The 25,389-nt window shown below is 38.7% G+C and carries 27 protein-coding genes and 1 tRNA gene; 25 read left to right on the forward strand and 3 right to left on the reverse strand.

All coding sequences use genetic code 11. The features are described from left to right. Positions 1-20: 20 nt before the first annotated feature. Positions 21-1,463 (reverse strand): proline--tRNA ligase, encoded by a 1,443-nt coding sequence (proS, locus tag AC5KOD_RS11625; RefSeq protein ID WP_496914732.1) that lies wholly within the window; start codon positions 1,461-1,463, stop codon positions 21-23. Between the two features lie 349 nt (positions 1,464-1,812). Further along, the gene (locus tag AC5KOD_RS11630; protein ID WP_496914733.1) at positions 1,813-2,775 is read right to left on the reverse strand and encodes a helix-turn-helix domain-containing protein; all 963 of its coding nucleotides are present in this window, start codon (positions 2,773-2,775) and stop codon (positions 1,813-1,815) included. Between the two features lie 446 nt (positions 2,776-3,221). Between AC5KOD_RS11630 and prdC the strand changes: the two genes are divergently transcribed. From prdC to selB, 10 genes are all read left to right on the forward strand, one after another. Continuing rightward, the gene (prdC, locus tag AC5KOD_RS11635; RefSeq protein WP_496914734.1) at positions 3,222-4,511 is read left to right on the forward strand and encodes a proline reductase-associated electron transfer protein PrdC; all 1,290 of its coding nucleotides are present in this window, start codon (positions 3,222-3,224) and stop codon (positions 4,509-4,511) included. Between the two features lie 27 nt (positions 4,512-4,538). Then, positions 4,539-6,431, forward strand: a complete 1,893-nt coding sequence (prdA, locus tag AC5KOD_RS11640) for a D-proline reductase (dithiol) proprotein PrdA (RefSeq protein WP_496914735.1) — start codon at positions 4,539-4,541, stop codon at positions 6,429-6,431. A gap of 29 nt (positions 6,432-6,460) precedes the next feature. Continuing rightward, positions 6,461-6,754, forward strand: a complete 294-nt coding sequence (locus tag AC5KOD_RS11645; RefSeq protein WP_496914736.1) for a CBO2463/CBO2479 domain-containing protein — start codon at positions 6,461-6,463, stop codon at positions 6,752-6,754. A gap of 23 nt (positions 6,755-6,777) precedes the next feature. After that, complete coding sequence (locus AC5KOD_RS11650; protein ID WP_496914737.1) at positions 6,778-7,230, forward strand: glycine/sarcosine/betaine reductase selenoprotein B family protein; 453 nt, start codon at positions 6,778-6,780, stop codon at positions 7,228-7,230. 27 nt (positions 7,231-7,257) lie between these two features. After that, a complete protein-coding gene (locus AC5KOD_RS11655; RefSeq protein ID WP_496914738.1) occupies positions 7,258-7,503 on the forward strand; it encodes a hypothetical protein in 246 nt (81 codons plus the stop codon). A 126-nt stretch (positions 7,504-7,629) separates the two neighbouring features. Then, positions 7,630-8,367 (forward strand): proline reductase cluster protein PrdD, encoded by a 738-nt coding sequence (gene prdD / locus AC5KOD_RS11660; RefSeq protein WP_496914739.1) that lies wholly within the window; start codon positions 7,630-7,632, stop codon positions 8,365-8,367. A gap of 32 nt (positions 8,368-8,399) precedes the next feature. After that, on the forward strand, positions 8,400-8,873 hold the full coding sequence (locus AC5KOD_RS11665; RefSeq protein ID WP_496914740.1) for a glycine/sarcosine/betaine reductase component B subunit: 474 nt from the start codon (positions 8,400-8,402) through the stop codon (positions 8,871-8,873). Between the two features lie 90 nt (positions 8,874-8,963). Beyond that, the gene (locus AC5KOD_RS11670) at positions 8,964-9,980 is read left to right on the forward strand and encodes a proline racemase family protein (protein WP_496914741.1); all 1,017 of its coding nucleotides are present in this window, start codon (positions 8,964-8,966) and stop codon (positions 9,978-9,980) included. 27 nt (positions 9,981-10,007) lie between these two features. Continuing rightward, positions 10,008-10,895, forward strand: a complete 888-nt coding sequence (locus AC5KOD_RS11675) for a TSUP family transporter (protein ID WP_496914742.1) — start codon at positions 10,008-10,010, stop codon at positions 10,893-10,895. 102 nt (positions 10,896-10,997) lie between these two features. Next, positions 10,998-12,896 carry a selenocysteine-specific translation elongation factor gene (selB, locus tag AC5KOD_RS11680; protein WP_496914743.1) on the forward strand — a complete coding sequence of 633 codons (1,899 nt, stop codon included), beginning with the start codon at positions 10,998-11,000 and terminating at the stop codon, positions 12,894-12,896. 168 nt (positions 12,897-13,064) lie between these two features. On the opposite strand, the gene AC5KOD_RS11685 is transcribed toward selB, so the two are convergent. Next, positions 13,065-13,161: transfer RNA gene (locus AC5KOD_RS11685), tRNA-Sec, on the reverse strand. Between the two features lie 123 nt (positions 13,162-13,284). Here AC5KOD_RS11685 and selD point away from each other — a divergent pair. The 15 genes from selD (at position 13,285) to AC5KOD_RS11760 (ending at position 25,222) form a co-directional block, all read left to right on the forward strand. Further along, positions 13,285-14,316: a selenide, water dikinase SelD gene (gene selD, locus AC5KOD_RS11690; RefSeq protein WP_496914744.1), complete on the forward strand. Its 1,032-nt coding sequence runs from the start codon at positions 13,285-13,287 to the stop codon at positions 14,314-14,316. A 30-nt stretch (positions 14,317-14,346) separates the two neighbouring features. Then, the gene (yedF, locus tag AC5KOD_RS11695; protein WP_496914745.1) at positions 14,347-14,940 is read left to right on the forward strand and encodes a sulfurtransferase-like selenium metabolism protein YedF; all 594 of its coding nucleotides are present in this window, start codon (positions 14,347-14,349) and stop codon (positions 14,938-14,940) included. Positions 14,941-14,958: 18 nt separating this feature from the next. Further along, positions 14,959-15,237, forward strand: a complete 279-nt coding sequence (locus AC5KOD_RS11700; RefSeq protein WP_496914746.1) for a putative Se/S carrier protein — start codon at positions 14,959-14,961, stop codon at positions 15,235-15,237. Beyond that, positions 15,230-16,615 (forward strand): L-seryl-tRNA(Sec) selenium transferase, encoded by a 1,386-nt coding sequence (selA, locus tag AC5KOD_RS11705; RefSeq protein ID WP_496914747.1) that lies wholly within the window; start codon positions 15,230-15,232, stop codon positions 16,613-16,615. Before AC5KOD_RS11700 ends, selA begins: the two co-directional genes overlap by 8 nt. Before the next feature lie 167 nt (positions 16,616-16,782). Next, entirely contained in the window at positions 16,783-17,943 is a 1,161-nt protein-coding gene (locus tag AC5KOD_RS11710) for a TraB/GumN family protein (RefSeq protein WP_496914748.1), read from the forward strand. Between the two features lie 184 nt (positions 17,944-18,127). Beyond that, positions 18,128-18,655, forward strand: a complete 528-nt coding sequence (locus tag AC5KOD_RS11715) for a YqeG family HAD IIIA-type phosphatase (RefSeq protein WP_496914749.1) — start codon at positions 18,128-18,130, stop codon at positions 18,653-18,655. Next, positions 18,652-19,761 (forward strand): ribosome biogenesis GTPase YqeH, encoded by a 1,110-nt coding sequence (gene yqeH / locus AC5KOD_RS11720; protein WP_496914750.1) that lies wholly within the window; start codon positions 18,652-18,654, stop codon positions 19,759-19,761. Before AC5KOD_RS11715 ends, yqeH begins: the two co-directional genes overlap by 4 nt. A gap of 49 nt (positions 19,762-19,810) precedes the next feature. Next, positions 19,811-20,122: a ribosome assembly RNA-binding protein YhbY gene (gene yhbY, locus AC5KOD_RS11725; RefSeq protein ID WP_496914751.1), complete on the forward strand. Its 312-nt coding sequence runs from the start codon at positions 19,811-19,813 to the stop codon at positions 20,120-20,122. A gap of 19 nt (positions 20,123-20,141) precedes the next feature. Next, the gene (locus AC5KOD_RS11730; protein ID WP_496914752.1) at positions 20,142-20,786 is read left to right on the forward strand and encodes a nicotinate-nucleotide adenylyltransferase; all 645 of its coding nucleotides are present in this window, start codon (positions 20,142-20,144) and stop codon (positions 20,784-20,786) included. Between the two features lie 64 nt (positions 20,787-20,850). Next, complete coding sequence (gene yqeK / locus AC5KOD_RS11735; protein ID WP_496914757.1) at positions 20,851-21,372, forward strand: bis(5'-nucleosyl)-tetraphosphatase (symmetrical) YqeK; 522 nt, start codon at positions 20,851-20,853, stop codon at positions 21,370-21,372. 6 nt (positions 21,373-21,378) lie between these two features. Further along, positions 21,379-21,738 carry a ribosome silencing factor gene (rsfS, locus tag AC5KOD_RS11740; RefSeq protein ID WP_496914758.1) on the forward strand — a complete coding sequence of 120 codons (360 nt, stop codon included), beginning with the start codon at positions 21,379-21,381 and terminating at the stop codon, positions 21,736-21,738. 1 nt (position 21,739) lies between these two features. Next, positions 21,740-22,477 (forward strand): class I SAM-dependent DNA methyltransferase, encoded by a 738-nt coding sequence (locus AC5KOD_RS11745; protein ID WP_496914753.1) that lies wholly within the window; start codon positions 21,740-21,742, stop codon positions 22,475-22,477. 329 nt (positions 22,478-22,806) lie between these two features. Continuing rightward, positions 22,807-24,432 carry a daptomycin-sensing surface protein LiaX gene (gene liaX, locus AC5KOD_RS11750; protein ID WP_496914754.1) on the forward strand — a complete coding sequence of 542 codons (1,626 nt, stop codon included), beginning with the start codon at positions 22,807-22,809 and terminating at the stop codon, positions 24,430-24,432. A gap of 83 nt (positions 24,433-24,515) precedes the next feature. Next, entirely contained in the window at positions 24,516-24,860 is a 345-nt protein-coding gene (locus AC5KOD_RS11755; RefSeq protein WP_496914755.1) for a PspC domain-containing protein, read from the forward strand. Then, entirely contained in the window at positions 24,860-25,222 is a 363-nt protein-coding gene (locus AC5KOD_RS11760; RefSeq protein ID WP_496914756.1) for a phage holin family protein, read from the forward strand. Before AC5KOD_RS11755 ends, AC5KOD_RS11760 begins: the two co-directional genes overlap by 1 nt. Positions 25,223-25,389: the final 167 nt, after the last annotated feature.

Raw genomic sequence — 25,389 nt, forward strand, 5'->3', positions numbered from 1 at the left:
CAAATGATATACTATCAATTTTAATACGCTTTTGCCCAGTGAACGATAAATTTCGCAGGTTCACCTGTCCAAACACACTTAACATCGGTTAAATCAGCCTTGGCGTCTTCAAAAGCAATTACACGGGCAGTGGCGCCAGTTTCTTCTTTGATTTGCTCTTCAACGGCTTCATCGCCATTCCAAGGGGCAATGACAAAGCCACCTGCTTTTACTAGCTCGATGAATTCTGCTTTGTCAGTTGTACGGTGTGTTTTTTCTTCTTGACGTTTGCGCGCAGTTGCAAGCATGTTGTCGTGAATGTCGTCCATCAAAGCAGCAATGTTGTCATTCAGATGCTCATCAAGTGCCATCGTTTGTTTTTCAAGTGTATCACGACGTACGACAACCACTTGATTTTTTTCAAGGTCTTTAGGACCAAACTCAACACGAACAGGGATTCCTTTCATTTCAGCATCGTTGAATTTCCAACCAGCTTGCTTATCAGAATCATCGACGCGGACAGTAAACTGTTCGCCAAATTGTTTTTCAAGGTCATAGGCTTTGTCTAAAACGCCATCTTTATGTTGAGCGATTGGGATAATCATAATTTGTACATGAGCGATACGTGGAGGTAGAACCAATCCGCGATCATCGCCATGAACCATGATAATACCACCGATAGAGCGAGTAGTAATTGCCCAAGAAGTTTGGTGAACAAATTGCTCTTTGCCTTCTTTATCAGCATAAGTAATATCAAAGGCACGACCAAAGTTATCGCCAAGATGATGAGAAGTCGTGATTTGTAAAGCTTTACCGTCGTACATCAATGTTTCATTTGTGTACGTGATATCAGCTCCAGCAAATTTTTCACTTTCAGTTTTAGCACCACCAACAACAGGGATAGCGAGCATGTTCTCACAAACATCCTTGTACAGGTCTAAGATTTGCAGAGCTTCAACGTCAGCATCTTCAAAGTCGACATGACAGGTGTGTCCTTCTTGCCAGAAAAACTCAGTTGTTCTTAAAAATGGACGAGTTGTTTTTTCCCAGCGAACAACACTAACCCATTGGTTGTATAGTTTAGGTAAGTCTCTGTGTGAGCGAACTATTTTTTTGAAATGCTCAGCGAAGTGAACCTCTGATGTTGGACGAATCGCTAAGCGTTCAGCTAACTCGTTGTCGCCGCCGTGAGTTACCCAAGCAACTTCTGGAGCAAATCCTTCAACGTGTTCAGCTTCTTTAAGTAACATGTGCTCAGGGATCAGCATAGGCATCATGACGTTTTCATGTTTCATTGCTTTTAATCGTTTGTCAACAACTGCTTGAATATTTTCCCATAAGCCGAAACCAGCAGGACGTAAAATCATACAGCCTTTGACGCTTGAGTAATCACATAATTCACTTTTTAGGACGATATCGGTATACCATTTAGCAAAGTCGACATCTCGTTTGGTAATCTCTTTTACAAATTCTTTTTCTGTCATGTAAAAATCCACCTTTCAGTTATAAAAATAAAATAAAAAAGCACTACTTAAATACAAGGACCAATTAATTGGCGGTACCACCTTGTTTTAAAGTAATGCTAACTTTACGACTCTAATAGTTGATAACGGTATCTCACCGATCTATATCTTGGTAGGTTCAAGGGTGCCAGTGACGAAAATCTCTCAGCAATGATTTTCTTTCTGTAAGTGTCTGCAAAGCCTTTACTAGTCCAATACTTAATAAAATATTCGATTTGGTAATGCCAATTATAACTGAAAACAAAACTTTGTCAAATTTAATTTCAAAAAAAAGAAATTAAATGACAAAGTTTTATTTTTTTATCATGTTTTAAGAGAGGTCAGTGAAGCGCTGATTCTTCTTTCTATACTGGTTTGGTGAGAGGCCAAAATGTTTTTTAAATAGTCGGAAAAAATAACTTTTATCTTGATAACCCATCTTTTCACTAATTTCTTGGACAGAGACGTTAGAATTTTTTAAATAGTAAGAGGCGCGGTTTAGTCGGGCTTCTGTTAAGTGCTCTGAAAAATTTTTACCTGTTTGTTTTTTTATCATCGAAGAAAGAGAGTTTGGATGTAAATTGTATTTAGCCGCGAGTTCATTAAGAGAAACTTCATCAAAATGATGATTGATATACTTGAGAATTTCGCCAATAAATAGATTTGACGGCAACGTGGACTTTTCTAACACGAGCGTCCTATCTTTATTATCATCTAATTCAGACAATAATAGAAAAAGAGCGGGATACTGAACTGCTTTTTTAGGGTTATTGGCTATTGCCTCTTTAAATAGAAAGAGGAGTAAATAGTGGCTAAAATCTTCAACGGACTGTTGAAAGAAAAAATAATTACTCTTTTGGTAGTCATCTTCCAATCCTTGCATCACAAAATCATAAAATAACGGCAAGTCAACTAAATCACTTAAAAATAAATTACTGAAAAAGTCAGGTTTAAAAATAATACTAGCAACCTCGGTATTTGTACTAGTCCCACGGTAGACAATATGAGTGTTGGGATTTGCAAGAATAACGCCTCCCTCAAAAAAATCTAACTCTTTTTGATCGATAGTAATCCCAATTGACCCTTTCAAAACATAAAGTAGCCGAAAATAGGGGACACGATAAGTTAATTTGATTGGATTGTCTGAGATGAAAGCTGTTGAAGCTACTTGAGGATTGCTATCGAATGATTCAATATAAGTTTCAATGCTAGTTTCCTTTTTTATATAAAAAGATTTTTCTTTCAGATTAGTAAAAAAACCGTTTAAATAATGAGTGTTTTTAAAGTTCACCATAATCGCCTCCATTTTTTAGTTATTATTAGTCACTTATCGATTGGAAAAAGACACTTTTTAGGAATTGTGAAAACACACACTATTTTTGTCTTTTTTGACGGAAAATAGTGATTTGATAACAACACGTTTTGATTTGATAACGTCACTTTTGATATCTTTATTTTCTGTTTTTTACTAAAGATATTATTTTGAATTCGTTGATATAACGGTCTTATATCCGTTTTTCAAGTTAAGGTTAACATGTGATTGAACAAAAGTCAATTGTAGATAGTGAAAATGTTGAGCGAGATGTAACCGTTTGATGTCTAAAATTAAAATATTGTGAAAAAGTTATAAAATAGTCGATAAAAGGGTGCAATATTATTTTTGATATGATATTATATAGGGGAATTAGACACGTTTTATTGTCTGGTTTAAACAATTTTATAAAAGGAGGTGAAAATAACATGGTGAATATTCAAATTCCATTAAAACAACATGTCGGCGCACCTTGTCAGGCCATTGTTTCGGTTGGGGATCGAGTTAAACGCGGTCAGCTAATTGCAACACCAACGGGCTTAGGCGCAAATATCCATGCAAGTGTTGATGGGGAAGTGGTCAATATCAACATGACGGGAATTGTTATCAGTTTGTCAAGTGAACAGAGTCACGAGTTTATTCCATTAAAAGAATCAACAAATCCTTTAGAATTAATTGAAGCTGCTGGAGTAGTCGGCGCAGGTGGCGCAGGTTTCCCTACTCATGTGAAATTAGCTTCAAAGATTAAAGGTGGCTACTTAATTGCTAATGCGGCTGAGTGTGAACCGTTGCTCGCGCATAATATTCGTTCTATTGAAGATGAAACAGATCGTTTAATAGAAGGATTAAAAATTATGCAGGAGATTACGGAAGCAGCAGAAGTGTATATTGCAATTAAGCAGAAGTATGTGAAAGCTGTTAAATGTTTAGAGAAAGCTGTTGCTAATGAGCCTAGTATCCACGTTAAGTTTTTATCTGATATGTATCCAGCAGGAGACGAACGGGTGGTTGTACGAGAGTTAGTTGGTGTGACGCTAGAACCAGGTCAATTACCGATTGAAGCAAATACAATTGTGTCTAATATTGAAACAGTCAAGCATGTCGCTGAAGCTGTCATCTTAAGAAAACCGTTTATTGACAAAGACTTAACTGTATCTGGTAGAGTCGTCAATGGGACACAAGTCTTTAAAGATATCCCAATTGGCACACCAGCAATGACTCTAATTGAAGCAACTGGTGGTTACGTTGAACCACATGGTGAGATTGTCCTTGGTGGACCTTTTACTGGTTCAAGTGGGACTGAAATGAGTCCTGTCATGAAAACAACTGGTGGATTTATCGTAGCGATGCCTTATCCACAAGAAGAACGTAATGTTGGTATTTTGATTTGCGAATGTGGTGGCGGCGAAGAACGCTTAACTGAAATCGCAACTAATATGGGTGCAAAAGTCGTCGCAGCAGAACGCTGTAAACGCATGGTGGAAGTTAATGGAAGATATAGATGTGACTTGCCGGGCATATGTCCAGGACAAGCTGAAAAAGTCTTAAAAATGAAAAAAGCAGGTGCTGAGGTTATCTTAACTGGCACGTGTCAAGATTGAACAAACACCGTCATGGGTGTTGCTCCTAGGTTAGGAGTTCCAGTTTATCATCATACGGATCATGTGTTACGTGCAGCAGGTCACAAACTATACAGAAGGTTACCCACAGATCACTAAAAATAGATAATGGGAGGTTTTGACAAAATGTCAATTACTGTAGAAACTGCACAAGAGCACGCAAAAGATCCTGCCGTACTTTGTTGTCGGACAGAATCAGGAAAAACAATCGGACCTGGTGATTTAGAGGATCCAGTTATTTTCCCGGATTTAGAAGATTCAGGATTATTAACGCTCGGTGAAGATACGTTAACAATCGGCGAAGTATTAGGCGCAACTTTATTAAAAACAACGGATGCGTTAGTTCCTTTAACCGCTGAATTACTTGAAGGAATTACCAAAGTTGAGAAAGAAACCCCTTCTACAGAAGTACCAGAAATTCAAGCAGTACCAGAGGTTGCACCAGCTGCTCCTCAAGCTTCGGTACCAGCTCCGATTAGTGCCGCTGGACAAACAGTTAAAATTCACATAGCAGAAGGTAAAGGAATCGAATTAGAAATTCCTTTGACTTTAGCAGGTGCAATGGGAGCTTCACCAGTTGAAGCAGCGCCCGTCGTTAATGCATCTCCAGCGCCAGCAGTAGCTGAAGCGCCAGTGGAAGTTGCTGAGTCTAAAGAAGTTCGGTCATTTGTTCGCAAGCACTTCAAGATTGATAAAGTAGAGTTTGGCGAAGAAACAAAACTTGAAGGTACAACGTTAACCATTCGTAATGCGGCTGAAATCTGTCAAGAATCAGTTGAGTTGCAAGAATTGGTAGAAGATATGAATGTGGAAATTATCACACCGGATAAATATGGAGTTTACAGCGAAACGATTATGGATGTTCAGCCGATCGCAACAAAAGAAGAAGGCGATATCGGTCATGGCATCACTCGTATTTTAGACGGAGTTGTCATTGTTTTAACAGGGACAGACGCTAACGGCGTGCAAATTGGTGAATTTGGTTCATCTGAAGGTGAACTTGATCGTAATATTATGTGGGGACGTCCAGGTGCTCCAGATAAAGGCGACATCTTCATCAAGGTTGAAGTAACTGTTAAAGCTGGAACTAACATGGAGCGTAGTGGTCCTTTAGCAGCACATAAATCTGCTGATCACATTACCGAAGAAATTCGTAAAGCCATGAAAGAAGCTGACGACTCACTTGTTGTTGAATCAGAAGAGATTGTTCAATATCGTCGCCCAGGTAAAAAACGTGTTCTAATCGTGAAAGAGATTATGGGTCAAGGCGCAATGCATGATAATCTAATTATGCCAGTTGAGCCAGTCGGAGTTTTAGGCGCAAAACCAAACGTTGACTTAGGAAACTTACCAGTTATTCTAGCGCCGACAGAAGTGCTAGATGGTGGGATTCATGCGTTAACTTGTATTGGACCTGCGTCTAAAGAAACGTCTCGTCATTACTTCAGAGAGCCACTTGTTAAAGCGGCGATGGAAGATGAGGAAATTGACTTAGTTGGTGTTATGTTTGTTGGGTCACCTCAAGCTAACTCAGAAAAATTCTATGTCTCAAAACGATTAGGAATGGCAATTGAAGCTATGGGAATTGATGGCGCGATTGTAACGACTGAAGGATTTGGTAACAATCACATTGATTTTGCGTCACATATTGAAGAAATTGGTAAGCGTGGTGTTCATGTTGTTGGAGAAACTTATAGTGCGGTTCAAGGCGCATTAGTTGTTGGTAACAAATACATGAACGCAATGGTTGACAATAATAAATCAATGCAAGGGATTGAAAATGAAGTATTATCTAATAATACTCTTTGTCCAGAAGATGCTGCTAGAGCACTTGCAATGGTTAAAACACTTATGGGCGGTGGCACAATTGAAAAAGCCGAGCGTAAGTGGAACCCGTCTGTCAAACAAAATAACGTTGAAGCAATTGAAGCTAAATTAGGCACAAAAATTGACCTAGTAGACAATGAACAAGTCTTACCTAAGAGTAAGAAACGTCTCGAAATTTACGAGCAAGAGTAATCAAAAAAACTTTATTTGAAGGTGTATGTATGGATAGATTAAAATATATTTCAACTGAACGAATGTATGAAGGCATTTTGGTAGAACTCACCGATGCCGGTGTCACAATAGATTTAAAAGGTCGGTTAGGTCAGATCAAGATACCTAAGCGGATGTTGATTTCTCAAAATGAGCTTCAAGTCGGACAAGTTGTTGGGTTTATGATGTCTTATCCCGAGGTTCTGGATCCAGAACCAGACGAAAAGTACGTATATGCCATCGAACAAAACAAGAAGCGTATGGAAGAAATTAAGAGTCGATACGACGAAAAAACTGAAAACTAATAAGTTGAAGGGAGTCAATTAGAATGTCATTAACAGTATTTGATGGGTTACAATCTGAGATTTTCGTGCCAATTACGCCGAAATCAATTTTTACCCCTGTCACAAAAGAGTTAAAAGAAATGCGCGTTGCGATGGCGACTGCTGCAGGTGTTCATCTGAAAAGCGATAAACGATTTAATTTAGCGGGGGATACTAGTTACCGTGAAATTCCAAGTGATGCTGATGTCAATGATTTGATGGTATCCCATGGTGGGTACGATAATGCAGACGTAAATAAAGACGTTAACTGTATGTTCCCAATTGAGCGTTTGAGAGAGCTAGCTGATGAAGGCTTTATTAAAGAATGTGCGCCGATCCATTTTGGTTTCATGGGTGGCGGTGGTGACCAGGATGCGTTTATTAACCAAACTGGTCCGGAAATTGCACAAAAATTGGTGGAAGAAGATGTCGATGCCGTCGTCTTAACCGCTGGTTGAGGGACCTGTCATAGAACTGCCGTGATCGTGCAGAGAGCTATTGAGGAAGCGGGAATTCCTACAATTTTAATTGCAGCATTACCACCTGTCGTAAGACAAAATGGTTCACCTAGAGCCGTAGCACCTCTTGTTCCAATGGGAGCTAACGCTGGAGAACCTCATAATATTGAGATGCAAACACATATTTTAAAAGACACATTAACTGAGTTAGTTGCGATTCAAACACCAGGTAAAATCGTGCCTCTTCCTTATGAATACATCGCGCATGTTTAATTAAGTGAAGATTAACGTGACACTGATTGTTTGTTAATTAACTAGTGATAGTTGCTTTTCGGAAGTAGAGGGTGAGATGAGTCTCACTCTCGGAAGCTTCTGTCACATCTGAGAAGAGGTGAAAATATGAGTAAGCATTCAACCTTAAAAATTAAAGCGTTTCATGTAGAGAATGTCTCTTTAGCAAGCGACTATAGCTTAAAAGGGACACACTTATCACTGCCGTTAGAAACCACCCTATCTCATGAGTTTGACACTGTAACGGTTAGCATTATTGAGCCATTTCAGCATGACATTGAAATCAATACTATCATGGATATTTTACCCATTTCGACTAAAGTTTTAGGTATTCCGGGACAAGGGATTACTCACACTCTAACAGGTGTGTATGTCTTGATGACCGGTAAAATTAAAAATGGGGAACAAATGCATGAATTTGGTTCTTCAGATGGTCGTCTTAGTCAACAACTGACTTTTGGAAAAAATGGAACGCCAAAGAAGAGCGATTGCTTAATTCATATTGATTTGATTGCTAAGGAAGGCGCTATTCTTGAACGAACGGTGTGTTTGGAGATGTTTGCTTATGTTGACCAGTTAATTCAACCAATTCGCGAGTTATTAAAGATGTTAGATGGTCGTTTTGCGACTGAAGTTCATGAGTATCAAGAGAAAAGGCAAGATAATAAACCTAAAGTTGCGATTGTTAAGCAGGTAGCTGGACAAGGAGCGATGTACGATAATCTATTATTTCCTAATGAACCTAGTGGGTTTACGGGTGGTTTGTCAATTATCGATATGGCAAATATGCCAATACTTCTTAGTGCAAATGAATATCGTGATGGCGCAATTCGTGCCATGGTGTAGTGAACAGGTCATTCAGAGAGTGAGTGAGTGTAATGGGAATTGGACCTTCGACTAAAGAAACATCGTTGCATCACTTTCGAGATCCATTATTAGCCGTTTTTGCAGGTGATCCTGATATTGATTTTCAAGGAGTCGTGGTTGTTGGGACACCACAAGATAATAAAATGAAGTATCTTGTCGGTGAAAGAACAGCTCATTGGCTAGCAGGGATGCGCTGTGATGGTGCTATTTTATCATCAGACGGCTGGGGAAATTCGGATGTTGATTTTGCGAATACGATGGAGTGTATCGGAGAAAAAGGGATAAGTGTCGTAGGGTTAAAGTTCATTGGTAAACAAGCGAAGTTTGTGGTCGAGAACGATTACACAAATCTAGTGGTTGATTTTAATAAATCCGCTGATGGAATTGAGACCGAAGTAGTAGGCGAGAACACAGTAGATGAGAACGATGCTAAAAAAGCTTTGGCTTTTTTGAAGTTAAAGATGCGTAAGGATGGTAAAGCCTAAGCTAGTTTAGTTCTTTCTTAGTTTGACAATCTGCAGTATGATCGATTGCTCATTTATTAACATGAAACCAATAATTAGGAGGCAATATTAATGAAAGTATCTAAAATGATTTCAGCGATTGATACTCATACAGCCGGTGAAGCTGCCCGCTTGATAACAGGTGGAATACCGAAGTTTCCTGGTAAAACGATGGCTGAAAAAAAACAATATTTAATTGATCATTCTGATCATTTAAGAACTGCTTTAATGCATGAACCTCGTGGCCATAACGAAATGTTTGGGGCCTTTATTTTAGAACCAACTGTTGAAGAAGCTGATTTTGGGATTATCTTTATGGATGCCGGTGGTTATTTGAATATGTGTGGGCATAATACTATTGCGGCCGTTACCGCAGCAGTTGAGACAGGAATGGTCCAGGTAGATGAGAACGCATCTGAAACAAAAGTCGTGTTAGAAACACCGGCTGGGATTGTCAGAGCTGTTGCTCATCATGGAACTAGTGGTTCAGTAAAAGAGGTTTCGTTTGACAATGTTGAAGCCTTTCTTTATAAGGAGAATCAAACTGTTGAGCTAGACGGTGTTGGAAAAGTTACCTTTGACATCTCATTCGGCGGTAGTTTCTTTGCGATTATCCGTTCAAGTGAGGTTGGCTTAACAATTGAACCTCAAAATGCGTCTAAGTTTTCTGACATTGGCATTCGTTTACGTGACGCTATTAATGATCAAATTGAGATTCAACACCCAACTTTAGAGCATATTAAAACCGTTGATTTAGTTGAATTTTATGATGCACCGAGCCATCCAGAAGCGACTTACAAGAATGTGGTAGTTTTTGGCGATGGTCAAGTAGATCGTTCTCCTTGTGGAACTGGAACGAGTGCCAAGCTAGCTACTTTATATGCAAAAGGTGAACTGAAGATTGGTGAACCCTTTGTTTATGAGAGTATTCTTGGCACATTGTTTAAAGGAAAAGTTGTGAAAGAAGCGAAAGTAGCTGATTTTGATGCAGTGATACCTAATGTTAGTGGATCTGCTTACATTACTGGCTTTAACAGTTTCTTAATTGACCCAGAAGATCCGTTAAAATACGGATTTGTTCTGCAATAGCCACAGGAAAGAAAGAGGAGAAAAAGTATGGTAACTATTTTATTAACGGGTCTGGGTCTCTTATTGGTGTATTTTTTGATTATTTTAGGTAAAGATGTCTATGAACATCGTGCTGATTTAGGTGAAGGTAATTTTCTTATTGCCGGTGGAATCGGTTTTGTAACAGACTTTTTAGATACATTAGGGATTGGGAGTTTTGCGCCAACCACCTTGCTTTTCAAGATGTTTAAATCATTAAAATCAGATGATTTATTGCCTGGAACTTTAAATGTTTCGCATACTGTTCCAGTTATTATCGAAGCGTTTATTTTTATTACGGTGGTAAAAGTTGAGCCATTGACACTATTTTCATTGATTGTTGCAGCTATTGTAGGATCATGGGTTGGCTCTAAGACAGTAACTAAATTACCAGAACGTAATATTCAATTGGTGATGGGGGTGGCTCTTATTATTACCTCTGCTTTGATGGCATTAAAACAACTTGGGATGCTGGAGATGCTAGGAGAGGGAAATACAGCACTAGGATTAACAGGTGGCGCGTTGATTATCGGGATCGTTGGTAATTTCATTTTTGGGGCATTAATGACCGTTGGTGTTGGATTATATGCGCCTTGTATGGCGATGGTTTACATGCTAGGAATGAGTCCAATTGTTGCTTTACCAATTATGATGGGTTCTTGTGCGGGCTTAATGCCAGTTGCAGGCGCAGAGTTTGTGAAAGCTGGTAAGTATTCACGTAAGGTTTCACTTGGTATTATTGTGGGTGGTACGCTTGGGGTTATTGTGGCAGCGAAATTTGTCACAGGCTTAAACTTAGATATTTTAACATGGATTATTGTCGCTGTTGTACTTTATACGGGGGCATCAATGTTGATGAAAGCATTAAAAACCAAAGCAGTTGTCGTAGAAAGTTAATTAGGTTAAACTAGAGCTTCGTGAGTAAGTCAGAACCTTTGAGAGGCTAGACATACTTGCGGAGTTTTTATATTATTGGTGAAAAGAAGATAGGTGAATAGAATGACAAATATGGTAGTTGGAACCGCTGGTCATATTGATCATGGTAAAACAACCTTGATTAAGGCGTTGACCGGTATTGAAACTGATACGACAAAAGAAGAGAAAAATAGAGGTCTTTCAATCAATTTAGGGTTTGCTTATTTAGATTTACCAAACAAACAGCGTGTGGGAATTGTTGATGTGCCTGGACATGAAAAGTTTATCAAAAACATGATTGCTGGTTTACCTGGTCTTAATTTAGTGTTGCTAGTTATTGATGCAAATGAGGGGATTATGCCGCAAACAAAAGAACATGTAGACATCCTAACGTTATTGGGGATTACTGATTTTATTATTGTGTTAACAAAAGTGACGACGGTTGATTCTGATATGAAAGAATTAGTTATCTCGGATATTAGAGAGCAATTGGTGGAGACACCGTTAGCTGATGCACCAATTATTGAGACGGATGCTCTGACTAATGTAGGGATAAAGGATTTGACGCTTGCGATTCAAGAGAAAGCGCAGAACGGACGACCTAATAAGCAATCTGCACCAGCTCGTTTAAATGTTGACCGAGTTTTTTCAGTGAAAGGTTTTGGAACAGTTGTAACAGGGACTTTAATTGAGGGGATTCTGTCTGTAGGGGATGAACTGGTTTGCTTACCGAGTTATCAGAAAACTAAAATTAGAACGATTCAAGTCCATGAACAAGATGTTAAAACGGCTGTAGCAGGTCAGCGGACAGCTTTAAATCTGGCAAATATTAAAGTAGATGACATCAGTCGTGGGGATGTTTTGACGGTTGCAGATAATTTACACTTGTCGTGGATGGTAGATGCCAAGGTGACTTGTTTAGCTCGCTATGAGCAAGGGATTGGCCTGTGGGAGCGTGTCCGTCTATTAATAGGAACCCAAGAGGTTATGGCACGAAGTGTGCCTATTGGAGCAGAGGAACTCAAACCTGGAACGGAAGGCTTTGTTCAATTTCGTTTGGAAGAACAATTAGCTGTTAAGCAAGGGGATCGTTTCATTGTCAGAGCGTATTCACCGGTTGTGACAATTGGCGGCGGAGTTATTTTAGATAGTAATCCGCATAAGCATAAACGATTTAAGGATGAGGTAGTCGAAAGTCTAGTTATTAAGGATCAAGGAAGTCTACAGGAATTGATTCTTGATTTTCTTCAAAACAAACAAAATCCGCTGACACTTCTTCAAGAAATTGCTGATTATTTGACCGTAGAAGAGTCAGAGCTCGAATCGATATTATCTGAATTGGTGACGGAGCAACAGTTAATAAGGCTGGGAGATTTTGTGATTGCCGCATCGGCTTTTGCCAAACTCGAGGAAAGTGTGTTAGTAGTGATTAGTCGTTACCATAAAGAACATCGACTGCGCAAGTGGATGCCATTAGAAGAATGTCGTTCTAAAGTAAATTCGCCTTTAAATAACCGAGAGCTCGAGCTTTTCTTAAAAGAGCTTAAGCAGCGTCAAGTAATCGAATTGACCGATCAAGGAATTAGTGATACAGCTTTTGAACTTGTTTTAAATGCGTATCATCAGGCAGAAAAAGACCGAATGCTTAATCGTTTACTTGACAGTCAATTCTTACCTATTAAGGCGGATGAATTGATCGAAGATAATGCCAATGCTCAAGAAGTTATAGAGGTTATGGATGGACAAGAAATAGTCTACTTAACTCATGAGTATCTTTTGACAAAAGACTATTTAGATGAAGCGATTAAAATTGTGAAAGAGTTGATAGAGCAGAACGGTGAGATGACTTTGGCTGATTTTCGAAATCGAACTGCTTCAAGTCGGAAAGCCTCTATGCTGATTTTAGAATATCTGGATAAACAGCTGATTACTAAACGAGTGGAAAGCGTGCGAATATTAGGGAAAGTAGGACGCGGCGAATAAAAAAACTTATAAAAGTTTTTATTTGCTATTTACGTTTGAGTGATAGTATGAGAAGCTAAAGAAAAGTATCGACTAGACAAAAGAAGGTGAGACATTTGTCTCACCTTCAACAGCTGTATAAAAACGAATCGAGAATCTTATGAAAGAGATTGATTCGTATAAATCAATTGGCGGGAATGTGTGGGAATCGAACCCACCTAAGAAGCTATTAACCCCTCAAAACGGTTTTGAAGACCGCAAGGAACACCAGAACCCATCCACTCCCGCACTTATAATAGCATAAAAAATAGGTAGGAGTCAATTGTCTATTTTAATTGAGTGGCGGGGATTATGGCTGCCTAAAAAAGTCAATTGTATTTGGTAAATCATATAACAGAGGTGAAGAAAGATGTCGAATAAGGATTTTGGAAAACTATTTATTTGCGGCGGATGTAATGCGAAAATTGGACCAGGAAATCTTTCTCAGTTACTTGAGGGATTGCCTAAAAATCAAGACCCTCGTTTATTGGTTGGATTTGATTCAACTGATGATGCGGGAGTGATTAAGCTTAATGATGAGACAGCGTTGATACAGACCTTAGATTTCTTCCCAACAATGGTGAATGATCCTTATCTTTTTGGTCAAATTGCTGCTACCAATGCGTTAAGTGATGTTTATGCAATGGGGGGAGATGTCCTGTCAGCGATGAATATTGTATGTTTTCCTGAGGAGCTTGATTTAGGAATTTTGGGAGAGATTCTCCGTGGTGGTGCTGAAAAAGTAGCAGAAGCTGGCGCAATTTTAGTTGGAGGACATTCCATTCATGATTCGACTCCTAAGTATGGTTTATCTGTGACAGGAACGGTTCATCCAGAAAAAGTATTGAAAAATAATGAGTCAGAAGTAGGGGATCTATTAGTTTTGACTAAACCGCTTGGTGTGGGGATTATTACAACAGCTTACAGTGTGGCTGAAACGACAGAAGCGGCCTTTCAAAAAGCTGTCGAGTCTATGACAACTCTTAATAAAGCTGCGGCAGAGCATATCCGTAAGCGAGTGGTTCATGGTTGTACAGATGTAACTGGTTTTGGTCTTTTAGGACATTTAGTGGAAATGATGAATGAGGAGTGTTCAGCTGTTTTAAACGTTTCTCAGATTCCGTATATTGACGAAGCTTTTGACTGCGCTAAGGAGTTTTTGATTACAGCAGGCGGTCAACGAAATCGCAATTATTTAACTGAACAAGTTGTCTTTAAGGAAGTTGATTTTGGGATGGAGGAAATTTTATTTGATCCGCAAACTTCAGGTGGCTTATTAGTTAGCTTGCCTGCTTCGGAAGCTACTTTATTAGTTGAAGAAATGGCTAAAGAGGGGCTTGTGGGGACCATTGTTGGTGAAGTTGTTGCTCGCAAGGAGAAAGCAATCTATGTGGAAGCGTAGTAGTCAAATTGATGAAAGGATATGAAAACAATGGAAAAAATAAATGCGTTAGGTGAAGCGTGTCCGTTACCAGTAATTAAAGCAAAAAAAGCATTGGTTGAGCATGAGGCAGTTGAAATTAGGGTTGATAATGATATTGCTACTCAAAATTTACGCAAGTTAGCGGAACAAAAAGGGTATCAGTACGCAAGTAATCAGCTCAGTGATAAGGAATATGTGGTACATATTAGTAGAACGGGTGATTTGCCAATAGTGGAACCTCAGCCGCAAAAAGCTAAGCAAGTGGATGACTCTTATATAGTAGTAATTGATACAAATGTGATGGGAAGAGGCGACGACAAGTTGGGGGCAACGCTGATAAAAGGATTCATATATGCGTTGACTGAGCAGGATCAATTACCGGAACGAGTCATTATGTACAACGGTGGGGTTCATTTTGCTGTTCCAGGGGTTGATTCTTTTGAAGATTTGACAACTTTGGTAAAAGCTGGCGTGGAGGTTTATTCTTGTGGCGCTTGTACAGATTTTTATGGTCTTACAGAAAAAGTAGCAGTTGGAGAAATTACCAATATGTACCGTATTGTTGAAATGATGCGCGAGGCATCTCGAATCGTAAAACCATAGAAACGCGAGGGAGATAGAATGGAATGTATAGCGGCCTTTAATTCAACCCATCAAGCGATGGAGATGGAGAACTGGGTGAAAGAGAAGGCGATAAAAGCGCGTCTAATTCCAACACCAGAATCTATTTCTGCTAGTTGTGGCTTAGCGTTGAAATTTCAAGTTAGAGACTTATTAGTGATTACTGAACTAATCGCTCAATTGCAGGATCCTGCAATTGCTATTTATGAGATTTTAAGTGAGACATCTGGACGTAAGGAGTACCGGGAGTTGCGAATGGAGGAAATGGGCGATGAATAAGCAGATGTTGAGCTGTTTGCCTAAGGTAGATAATTTGTTAAATGAGTCAGCACTGGTTGATTTGGAGAAGCAATACGGTAAAAGCTTAGTAAAAAAAGTTGCTCAGGCAGAGATCTCTAAACGGCGTCAGGAACTTTTGACTGGAACATCAGAAGTTGAACTAGGAATGGAGAGCTTTGTGACAAGTATTGCTGAAGGGTGTCGTCAAAGTCAGGCTCCACAGCTAAAAGGAGTTATTAATGGAACAGGTGTGGTTCTCCATACTAATCTTGGTCGTGCGAAATTAGCGCCAAAAATCAAAGAGGCCCTAAATGAAATTAGTTTCGGCTATTCTAATTTAGAATATGATTTGGCCAGTGGTGCTAGAGGATCACGGTATCAGCATTTAGAAGCTGATTTATTGAAGCTGACAGGAGCGGAGGCAGCTTTAGTTGTTAATAATAACGCAGCAGCTGTAATGTTGGCGCTACAAACCTTTATTCAGGGCAAGGAAATCATTATTTCTCGTGGTGAATTAGTTGAAATAGGTGGTTCCTTTCGGATTCCTGATATTATTTCATTGAGCGGTGGGATAATCCGTGAGGTCGGAACGACGAATAAAACTCATCTACGAGATTATGAGCAGGCCATTAATGAAAATACTGGCGCAATTTTAAAAGTTCATACCAGCAATTACAAAGTAATCGGCTTTACTCAGGCTGTTGAAATGAATGAACTAGCTGCTTTAGGAGCCACTCACAACATCCCAGTGATGAATGATTTAGGTAGTGGTTTATTGGTTGATTTGACTCAATTTGGTTTTCCTTATGAGCCGACTGTGATGGAATGTGTGTCAGCTGGATGTGACATAGTGACGTTTAGTGGTGATAAACTTTTAGGTGGGCCGCAGGCGGGAATTATAGTGGGAAAAGCTGAGTATATTAATCAGATGAAGGCGAATCAATTAACGCGAGCCTTGCGAGTAGATAAAATGACGTTGAGCGCTTTGGAGCTCACGATCAAGGAGTACTTGACACCAGAAACTTTGTTAGAAACGATTCCTACATTGAGCTCGTTAAGCGAAACAGAAGAAGTGCTGGCAGCTAGAGCTGTTTATCTGCAAGAACTGTTGAACACACAGACTGCCCTAAGGGTGACGGTTATTGACGGTTATTCGCAAGTCGGTGGTGGTTCTTATCCGGGTGTGAAATTAGCCACAAAATTAGTTAGTTGTGCATGTAAGAGGTTATCTGCAGAAAAGCTAGAAAGACTTTTAAGAGGTTACCGGAGACCGATTATTGTCAGAATTAAAGAAGAGCAGGTTCAGTTCGATGTCAGAACGATGACAGAAGCTGAGTGTTTGATTGTCAACCAAGCTTTTAGCGAAATTTTTGAATGAGCTATTGAGGAAAATAAGCCAAGTTAGACCCTATTAAATGGGATCAGACCTTGACTTATTTTTTTGCTTTCAGAAAAGATTGATAAGATGGTAGATTCCAACTATCATTTTTTTTTAACGAGTGGTACTATTAATGGACATATATTGATTGAAGGAGTCACGATTAAATGGAGCAACCTATTACGCGATTAGATTATCAGGGAAAAGAAATTATACTTATAGCCACAGCACATGTGTCAAAAGAGAGTGTTGCATTAGTGCAGGAAACGATAGAAGCTGAGAGGCCTGACAGTGTTTGTATTGAATTAGATCAAGCAAGATTTGATACGATGCGTCATCCGAAAGCATGGGAAGAGACGGATATTGTTCAAGTAATTAAAACTAAAAAAGTGGGGTATTTATTGGTTAATTTAGTTTTAAGTTCTTATCAGAAAAAGATGGCAAAACAACTTGATACACCTGTGGGCGGTGAAATGATTCAAGGAATTAAGAGTGCAGAAGAATTGGACGCAACGATTGTGTTGGCGGATCGAGACATTCAGACAACTTTTTTACGAATTTGGCGGGAATTAAGTTTTTGGGAAAAGTCCAAATTAATCGTTAGTCTGTTTATATCATTTGAAGAAGATGAGGATGATGAGCTTTCAGAGGAGGATTTGGCCTCGTTATTAGAAAGTGACATGCTCGAAGGGGCTTTAGCAGATTTGAAAAAGGAATTTCCTGTTATTGGTCAGATACTTGTTCATGAACGTGATATTTATTTAGCAACAAAAATTAAGGAGGCACCAGGACAAAAAATTGTCGCAGTTTTAGGTGGTGCTCATGTTGCGGGAGTGACAAAGGAGATTTATAAGTCTCATGATTTAACGGCTATTTCAACGGTTCCACCTGTAAAAAAAACGACCAAACTCATTGGTTGGCTTTTCCCAGCAGTAATCGTGGCACTGGTGATTTACTCCTTTTTTGTTAGTGTAGACACAGGATGGCAGCAGCTATCAACATGGCTGCTGTGGAATAGTGGCTTGGCGGCCTTATTTACACTTTTTTCACTAGGTCATCCCCTAACAATTCTGACGTCTTTTTTGACTGCGCCAATTGGAACGCTTAACCCGCTAGTGGCAGTTGGTTTCTTTGCAGGGATTGTTGAGGCGACAGTTCGAAAGCCAACGGTTCAAGATTTACAAAATGTTCAGGAAGATATAGCAAGTTTAAAAGGATTTTTTAAAAATCGCGTATTACGCATCTTATTAGTGGTGATTATGGCTAATGTCGGTGGTGTTCTAGGAAACTTTATTGGCGGAATGGATATGATACGTAACTTGTTTTAAGTAGTCGGCTTCCAACTAAAGCTCATTCTATTATCTGATTGCGAAAAAAGTAGTGGGAATAAGATGAAAATAAGCTGAAAATAATGTATAATAAATTTGATGAAAGGGGTACTGAATCAGTACTCCTGTTTTTTTAGGTGAGACATTGCTTGCTTAAAATTAGATGCGCTTGAAAGGAGCATGTATGTTTTCGAAATTTAAACCGACCTGGATGTTGGAGGCCATTTATCAATTGACACCAGAGCAATTGGCGAAACACAATATTAAAGCGGTCTTGACGGACTTGGATAATACTCTAATTGCTTGGAATAATCCGGATGGGACAAAAGAATTATTGCATTGGATTGAGACGATGAAAGAGGCGAACATTCCAGTGATAGTGGTTTCAAATAATAAAGCTGAACGAGTAGATCGGGCTATTTCCCATTTAGGGTTAGACTATGTAGCGCGGGCATTAAAGCCACTGTCTAAAGGGATGAACGAGGCTACAGCTAAGCTTGGCTTACCCAAAAATGAGATTGTAATGGTGGGAGATCAAGTGATGACTGATATTCGGGCGTCAAACGGTGCCGGGATTCGGTCGATTTTGGTACAACCTATCGTTCAATCAGATGCGTGGAATACGAAACCAAATAGAGCGATGGAAAAAGTAGTCATGAAAAGCTTGAAAAAAAATCATTCAGATATGGAATGGAGAAGTGAATTAAAATGAGCGAAGAAATTCGTTGTATAGGCTGTGGCTCAATTATTCAAACTGAGCATAAAGATGGCTTGGGATTTACACCTAAATCAGCACTTGAAAAAGGTTTAGAGACAGGAGAGGTTTACTGCCAAAGATGTTTCCGTCTGCGTCATTATAATGACATTCAAGATGTTTCATTAACAGATGATGACTTTTTGCGCTTGCTAAATGGAATTGGTCAAGAAGAGGCTTTGATTGTTAATGTCGTTGATATTTTTGATTTTAATGGAAGTTTAATTCCAGGACTACATCGTTTTATTGGAAGTAATCCAGTCCTATTAGTAGGAAATAAAGTTGATATTTTGCCAAAATCATTAAAACGAGGTAAGTTGACTCAATGGATGAAAGAACGAGCTCATGAAGCTGGCCTACGCCCTGTCGATGTCTTGTTAACGAGTGCTAAAAAACCTTTAGAGATGGAATCACTACTTGAGACGATTGAGAAGTATCGCCAAGGACGTGATGTTTATGTGGTGGGAGTTACTAATGTTGGTAAATCAACGCTAATAAATGCAATTATTAAATCGACTGCCGGGGTACAAGAATTGATAACGACTTCACAGTTTCCGGGAACGACGTTGGATAAAATTGAAATTCCTTTAGAAGATGGCAAGTTTTTAATTGATACGCCTGGAATTATTCATAAATTCCAAATGGCTCATTACTTAGGTAAGAAGGATTTGCGGATTATCGCGCCAACAAAAGAAATTAAGCCAAAAGTCTATCAATTGAATCCTGAACAAACGTTATTCTTAGGAGGTTTGGCTCGTTTTGACTTTATTCAAGGTAAGCGGAGCTCCTTTGTGGCATATGTCTCTAATGATGTTGAGATTCACCGAACTAAATTGGAAAAAGCTGATGAGTTTTACAAAAAGCATGTGGGTGGGTTATTACAGCCGCCTCGTCCAGATGAAGTAGCAGAGTTTCCTGAGTTAGTGAGTTTTGAGTTTTCAGTTAAAGAAAATACAGACATTGTCTTCGCGGGGTTAGGTTGGATTACTATTAGCGAGCCTTGCGTTGTAGCTGGTTGGGCACCAAAAGGTGTTGATGTGATTCGCCGTAAAGCATTAGTATAACGAGTAAAGCAACGTGGTTTTGGTTGACTGTTGAGAAAAGAGGAAGAATATGGAATTAAGAGGTAAGCAGAAACGATTTTTACGTAGTCAGGCACATCATTTGACGCCACTTTTTCAAGTTGGTAAGGGCGGATTAAATGATGCGATGATTACTCAAATAGAAGAAGCGTTAGATAAAAGAGAGTTGATTAAAATTAATTTATTACAAAACACTGATGAGGTTGCTGAAGAGGTTGGAGCAGTCCTTGAAAAAGAAATAAGATGTGATGTCGTACAAATTATTGGGCGGGTACTAGTGCTATTTAAACCGTCATCAAAGGAAGCTAATCAAAAAATCTCAATTGACGTTCGCAAATTATAAGAGTGTGGGGTGAGTATCAATGGTACATAAGAGAAAGTCTAACATCGTCACTCAGCCCAAAGTAGAGATTCTGGAGACATTGCCGAAACGAAGGCAAGTGGGGATTCTAGGTGGGAATTTTAATCCTGTTCATAACGCGCATTTAATCATCGCGGATCAGGTCTATCATCAGCTGGGTTTGGATAAAATCTATTTGATGCCCTCGTATGAACCACCACATGTGGATGAAAAAAAGACCATTGCGGCAGATTTGCGCTTGGAAATGTTGGCTTTGGCGGTAGAAGATGCGAAGCACTTGGAAATTGAGGAAGTAGAAATCAAGCGAACAGGCAAGAGCTTTACTTATGATACGATGAAGGAACTGACCGATAAAAATCCTGATACGGATTATTATTTTATTATTGGTGGTGATATGGTGGATTATCTACCAAAGTGGCATCGATTAGAAGAATTGTTGGACTTGGTCCAGTTAGTAGGAGTTCGCCGACCAAATTATCCAATTGAATCTGAGTATCCAATTATTTGGGTTGATGTGCCGTTGATGGATCTGAGTTCGTCTTATATTCGTAAGAAAGTTCAAGAAGGTTGCTCAATCAACTATCTTCTGCCTAAAAGTGTGATAAACTATATACATGAGAAGGGACTGTATGTGAATGAAGGATGATAAAATCGTTTATTCGAGGTCTGGATTGACTCGTGATTGGTTAGTTACAAAGGTTAAGGATAGCATGAGTGAGAAACGCTTTGAGCATGTCTTAGGAGTGGAAGAGTCTGCCTTAAAGTTAGCGGCATTGTATGGGGTTGACAGTGAAAAAGCCAGTATTGCGGCTTTGAGTCATGATTATGCTAAAGAACGCCCAGATCAAGAAATGCGTGACTTGATTCATAGTCAGAGTTTTAATTTGGAGTTATTAGCTTATGGGAATCAGATTTGGCATGGGATTCTTGGTGCTTATTTGGTTCAAAAAGAACTTGGTATTGAAGATCAAGAGATTCTAGATGCAATTCGTCTTCATACAACAGGTGCTAAAGAAATGGGTCCACTTGCTAAGGTTATCTACGTTGCTGATTTTATTGAACCAGGTCGTGATTTTCTTGGAGTAGAGGAAGCGCGGGAAATTGCTTGGCGCAATTTAGATGAGGCCGTGGCTTTTGAAACGAAGCAAACCTTAGCTCATTTAATTAAACAAGAAGTTAAAATTTATCCGAAAACTATTGAAACATACAATCAGTGGGTTGTTAAAAATTAGGAGGGAATTATCATAGAAAGTAGTGAATTATTAGAAGTAGTAGTCAAAGCAGCCGATGACAAACGAGCGGAGGATATTATTGCCTTAGATGTGCAAGGGATCTCTTTGCTAGCAGATTATTTTATGATTTGTCATGGTAATAGTGAAAAACAAGTCAGTGCTATTGTGGATGAGGTGGCAGATGCTGCTCGCAAAAGTGGGATTGATGTTGGGCGAATTGAAGGGAAAGATTCTGGAAAATGGGTCTTAGTTGATTTAGGAGATATTGTTGTTCACGTTTTCCATGCGTCAGAACGTGAGTTTTATAATTTAGAAAAATTATGGTCAGATGCACCGATGGTTAATTTGACTTCTTTGGTTGACTAGGATGTTATATAAGACATTTGCCTTCGTTTACGACGAGGTTATGGACCCTTTTCTCTATCTAGAATGGCTAAACTTTTCTAGACGTCATCTGCCAAAGGAGACGAAACGAATTTTAGAGTTAGCATGTGGGACTGGTGCATTAGCTTGCGATTTTGCTCGAGAGGGGTATGAAGTGACAGCATTGGATTTATCTGAGCAGATGTTGTCAGTTGCTAGTGAGAGGGCCCAAGAAGAAGGTGTAGAAGTTCAGTTTGTTCAAGGTGATATGATGGATTTATCTGAGGTTGGCACTTATGAAGCCATTACTTGTTTTTCTGATTCGCTCTGTTATATGGCAGATCGTCAATCAGTTCAACAGGTCTTTGATTCAGTGTACCAAGCATTAGAGGATGATGGGACATTTATTTTTGATGTTCATTCTATCTTTCAAGTAGATGAAGTTTTCCCAGAGTATAGTTATCATTATCAGACAGAGGAGTTTGCTTTTTTGTGGGATAGCTATCCAGGTGAAAAAGACCACAGTGTGGAGCATTTTTTAACCTTTTTTGTGAAAGAGAACGAAGAGGATAAAAAATTTGTTCGTCATGACGAGCTTCATCAAGAGAGAACTTATTCTATGGAAAACTATTATACGATGTTGGAGAATGCCAACTTTTATAATATTCAAATTTTTGCCGATTTTACTGATGAAAAACCAGAAGAAAATACGACGCGTTGGTTTTTCGTTTGTAAGAAGTAAATTAAAACTCGTTTTCAACGCTACTATTTTGTATGGTTGAAGGCGAGTTTTTTTTTTGCAAAAATCAGGGAGTTAAAAAGATTGAGGGGAAGGGAATTCTGGGTTAAACTAATGGTGAGTTGTTTTTATTGGAGAATTGCATAGTAGGTGGTGTCATTTATCGGAAAATAATCGGCGGGTAGTTGGTCTTAAGTATGTGTAAGACTATCAAATGAAGAATAAATCCATCTTAAGTCCTATGACAAGTGAACAAAAACAAGGCATAATGAGTATGTAAGAAGGAATACTTCTTTTATATGAAGGTAATTAGCTAAGGAGGCTATATAGTTATGAAAGAAAGAGAAAGAGTATTTGAACTAGTCAAACAAGGTGTTATCACTACTGAGGAAGCTTTGGTCTTGTTAGAAAATATGGCAACAGAAAAAGACGAGAAAATCGTTAAGAAAGAAGCCCAGGATGTGAAGAAAGCTCCTGTATCAAAAGTAGGAACTGATAGTTCAGAGGATAAACCATTTAGAGAGAGTGATCTATTTGGTCCTGAGAAGGATTTAAAAGAGGCTGAAGAAGACGCTTTTCAGAAGTTCGCTGAGAACGAAGAAGAAGACCGTCAACGCTTAGAAAAGATTTTAGACGAATTGGCGACAGAAGCAAATAAAACATCAGCTGAATTAGATGAAGTGAATGTTGAAATTCAAGGCATTGTTGCTGAAATCAAAGAAAAAGAAGAGCAATTGATGGTTCTTAACACAATTGAAGAATTAGATGAGCTAGCAGAAGACAAACTAGCGGAACGAGCTAAGCTGGAAGCTGAAATTAGTGATTTAAATGGTAATAAAATTCAATTGGAAGTTGAAAAAGAAGAGTTTGAAGAAAAACTTAAAACAATTCGTAAAGAGCAAAAAGAAGGAACTCGTGAGCAGTGGTCGAAAAAATTCGAAATCCCTAATGATTGGGAAGAGTCCTTTAATGATTTTGGTCAAAAAATGGGCGAAGCGGGAACTCAGTTTGGTCGCAAAATGGGAGAAGCTGGCAATCAACTAGGTCGTTTCTTCAAAGAAACAATTAAAACAGTGACAGAAACGGTTAATGATAATGTTGATTGGAAGGATATTAACATCAAAGTACCTGGTGTGGCAACAAATAGTTTCCAACATGAGTTTTACTACCCAACAACAGTTGCTTCACTAATTGATGTGAAGGTAGCAAATGGTGAGGTAACCTTTAGCACATGGGAATCAGATGATTTGAAAGTGGTAGCAGATATTAAACTTTATGGTAAGATGGATGCTGATACACCGTTTGAAGCTTTCTTAGAAAGAAGTCAAATTGATGTTGATGATGAAACAATTTCTTTCCAAATCCCTAATAAGCGTATCCGTGCTGACTTGCACTTCTATTTACCATCACGGGTTTATGATCATATCTCAGTTAAGTTATTAAATGGTGATGTGAATGTTGAGGCTTTGGAAGCTAAAGATTTATTTATGAAGAGCACTAATGGAGACATGACTTTCGAAAATTTAACGGCAACTATGCTGGAAGTCGAAGGTGTTAATGGTGATGTGACTATCACTAACAGTGATGTAATGGATTTCTTAGCTGAGTCAGTTAATGGAGACTTTGTGATTCAATCTAAAATTGAAAATGCTAATATTTCTAATGTAAATGGAGATATTAAAGTAACCGCTCAGAAAGAAAACTTGAAAAAAATTGAAGCCAAAGTTGTTAATGGCGCAATTAAGGTAGCAATTCCTAAAGAAGTTGGGATTGAGGGCTTAGCTAAAACAAGTTTGGGTAGTATTAAAAATCGCCTCGCTGATTATGAAGTAATTCGTGAGAAAAAAGAGAAAACGAATCAAATGTTACAGTTCCGTCGCTATAATGAGGAACAAACGGTTTATGTTCGCTTGAGCACAACAACAGGTAGTGTTTACTTAAAAGATTCAGATCAATAATAGCTTGAGAGAGAACTAAGGAGCATATGCTCCTTAGTCGCTTCTTGCAATAATGAAAATGTCAGAATGAAAAGGTGAGAGAGATGAAAAAGAGATTAACTAAATCAAGAAATAATGTTGTCGTATCTGGTGTATTAGGTGGTATCAGTGAGTTTATCGGAATTGATCCGACTATTATCCGTGTCGTTTACATTATTTTATCGCTATTCACAGCCGGTTTTCCAGGCTTTATGTTGTATATTGTTTTAATGATTATTATGCCAAGTGATCGCAGCAATGCAAACGATTATACGGGACCTTATAATCAAAATCAACAAAATCGTGATCGCTACCAAAGCTATCATGGATATGGTAATGGCAAAGAGCAAAAAGCCTCAAAACGTAAAGAAGCTGAAAAAGTAAACGACGAAGATTGGAGCGATTTCTAATGTCGTATTTTCAACGTTTGGTTGTAAATACGTTGACATTCATTTCACTCTCAGTCTTATTACCTGACAATATGTTTCATGTAAGTAGTTTTGTGATTGCAGTGATGGCGAGTTTTGTTTTGTCCATTTTAAACGCATTGGTTAAACCAATTTTATTGTTATTATCACTGCCAATTACAATCATTACACTAGGACTATTTAGTTTTGTTATTAATGCCTTGATGTTAACTATGACTTCTAGTTTTATCGGGCAGTCCAATTTTGGTTTTTCTAGTTTTTGGACGGCTATCCTAGTCGCTATGATCATGTCATTTGTTAATTCAGTTGTGATTAATCATAATACGTCTGATCGGTATGAGTAAGGTGGTTATTGCCCAATTTTACATTACATTACATTAGATTAGATAGTCAAAAGAGCTTGGGACATAAGTCTCAGGATAAATAAAATAGAAGACCGAAAATCGTAAAAATGATTTTCAGTCTTCTGTTTTTTAGATTATTGGGAGAATTAGTCTTGTTTGATCGCTTA

It is taken from the genome of Vagococcus sp. WN80Y (genome assembly GCF_059621045.1).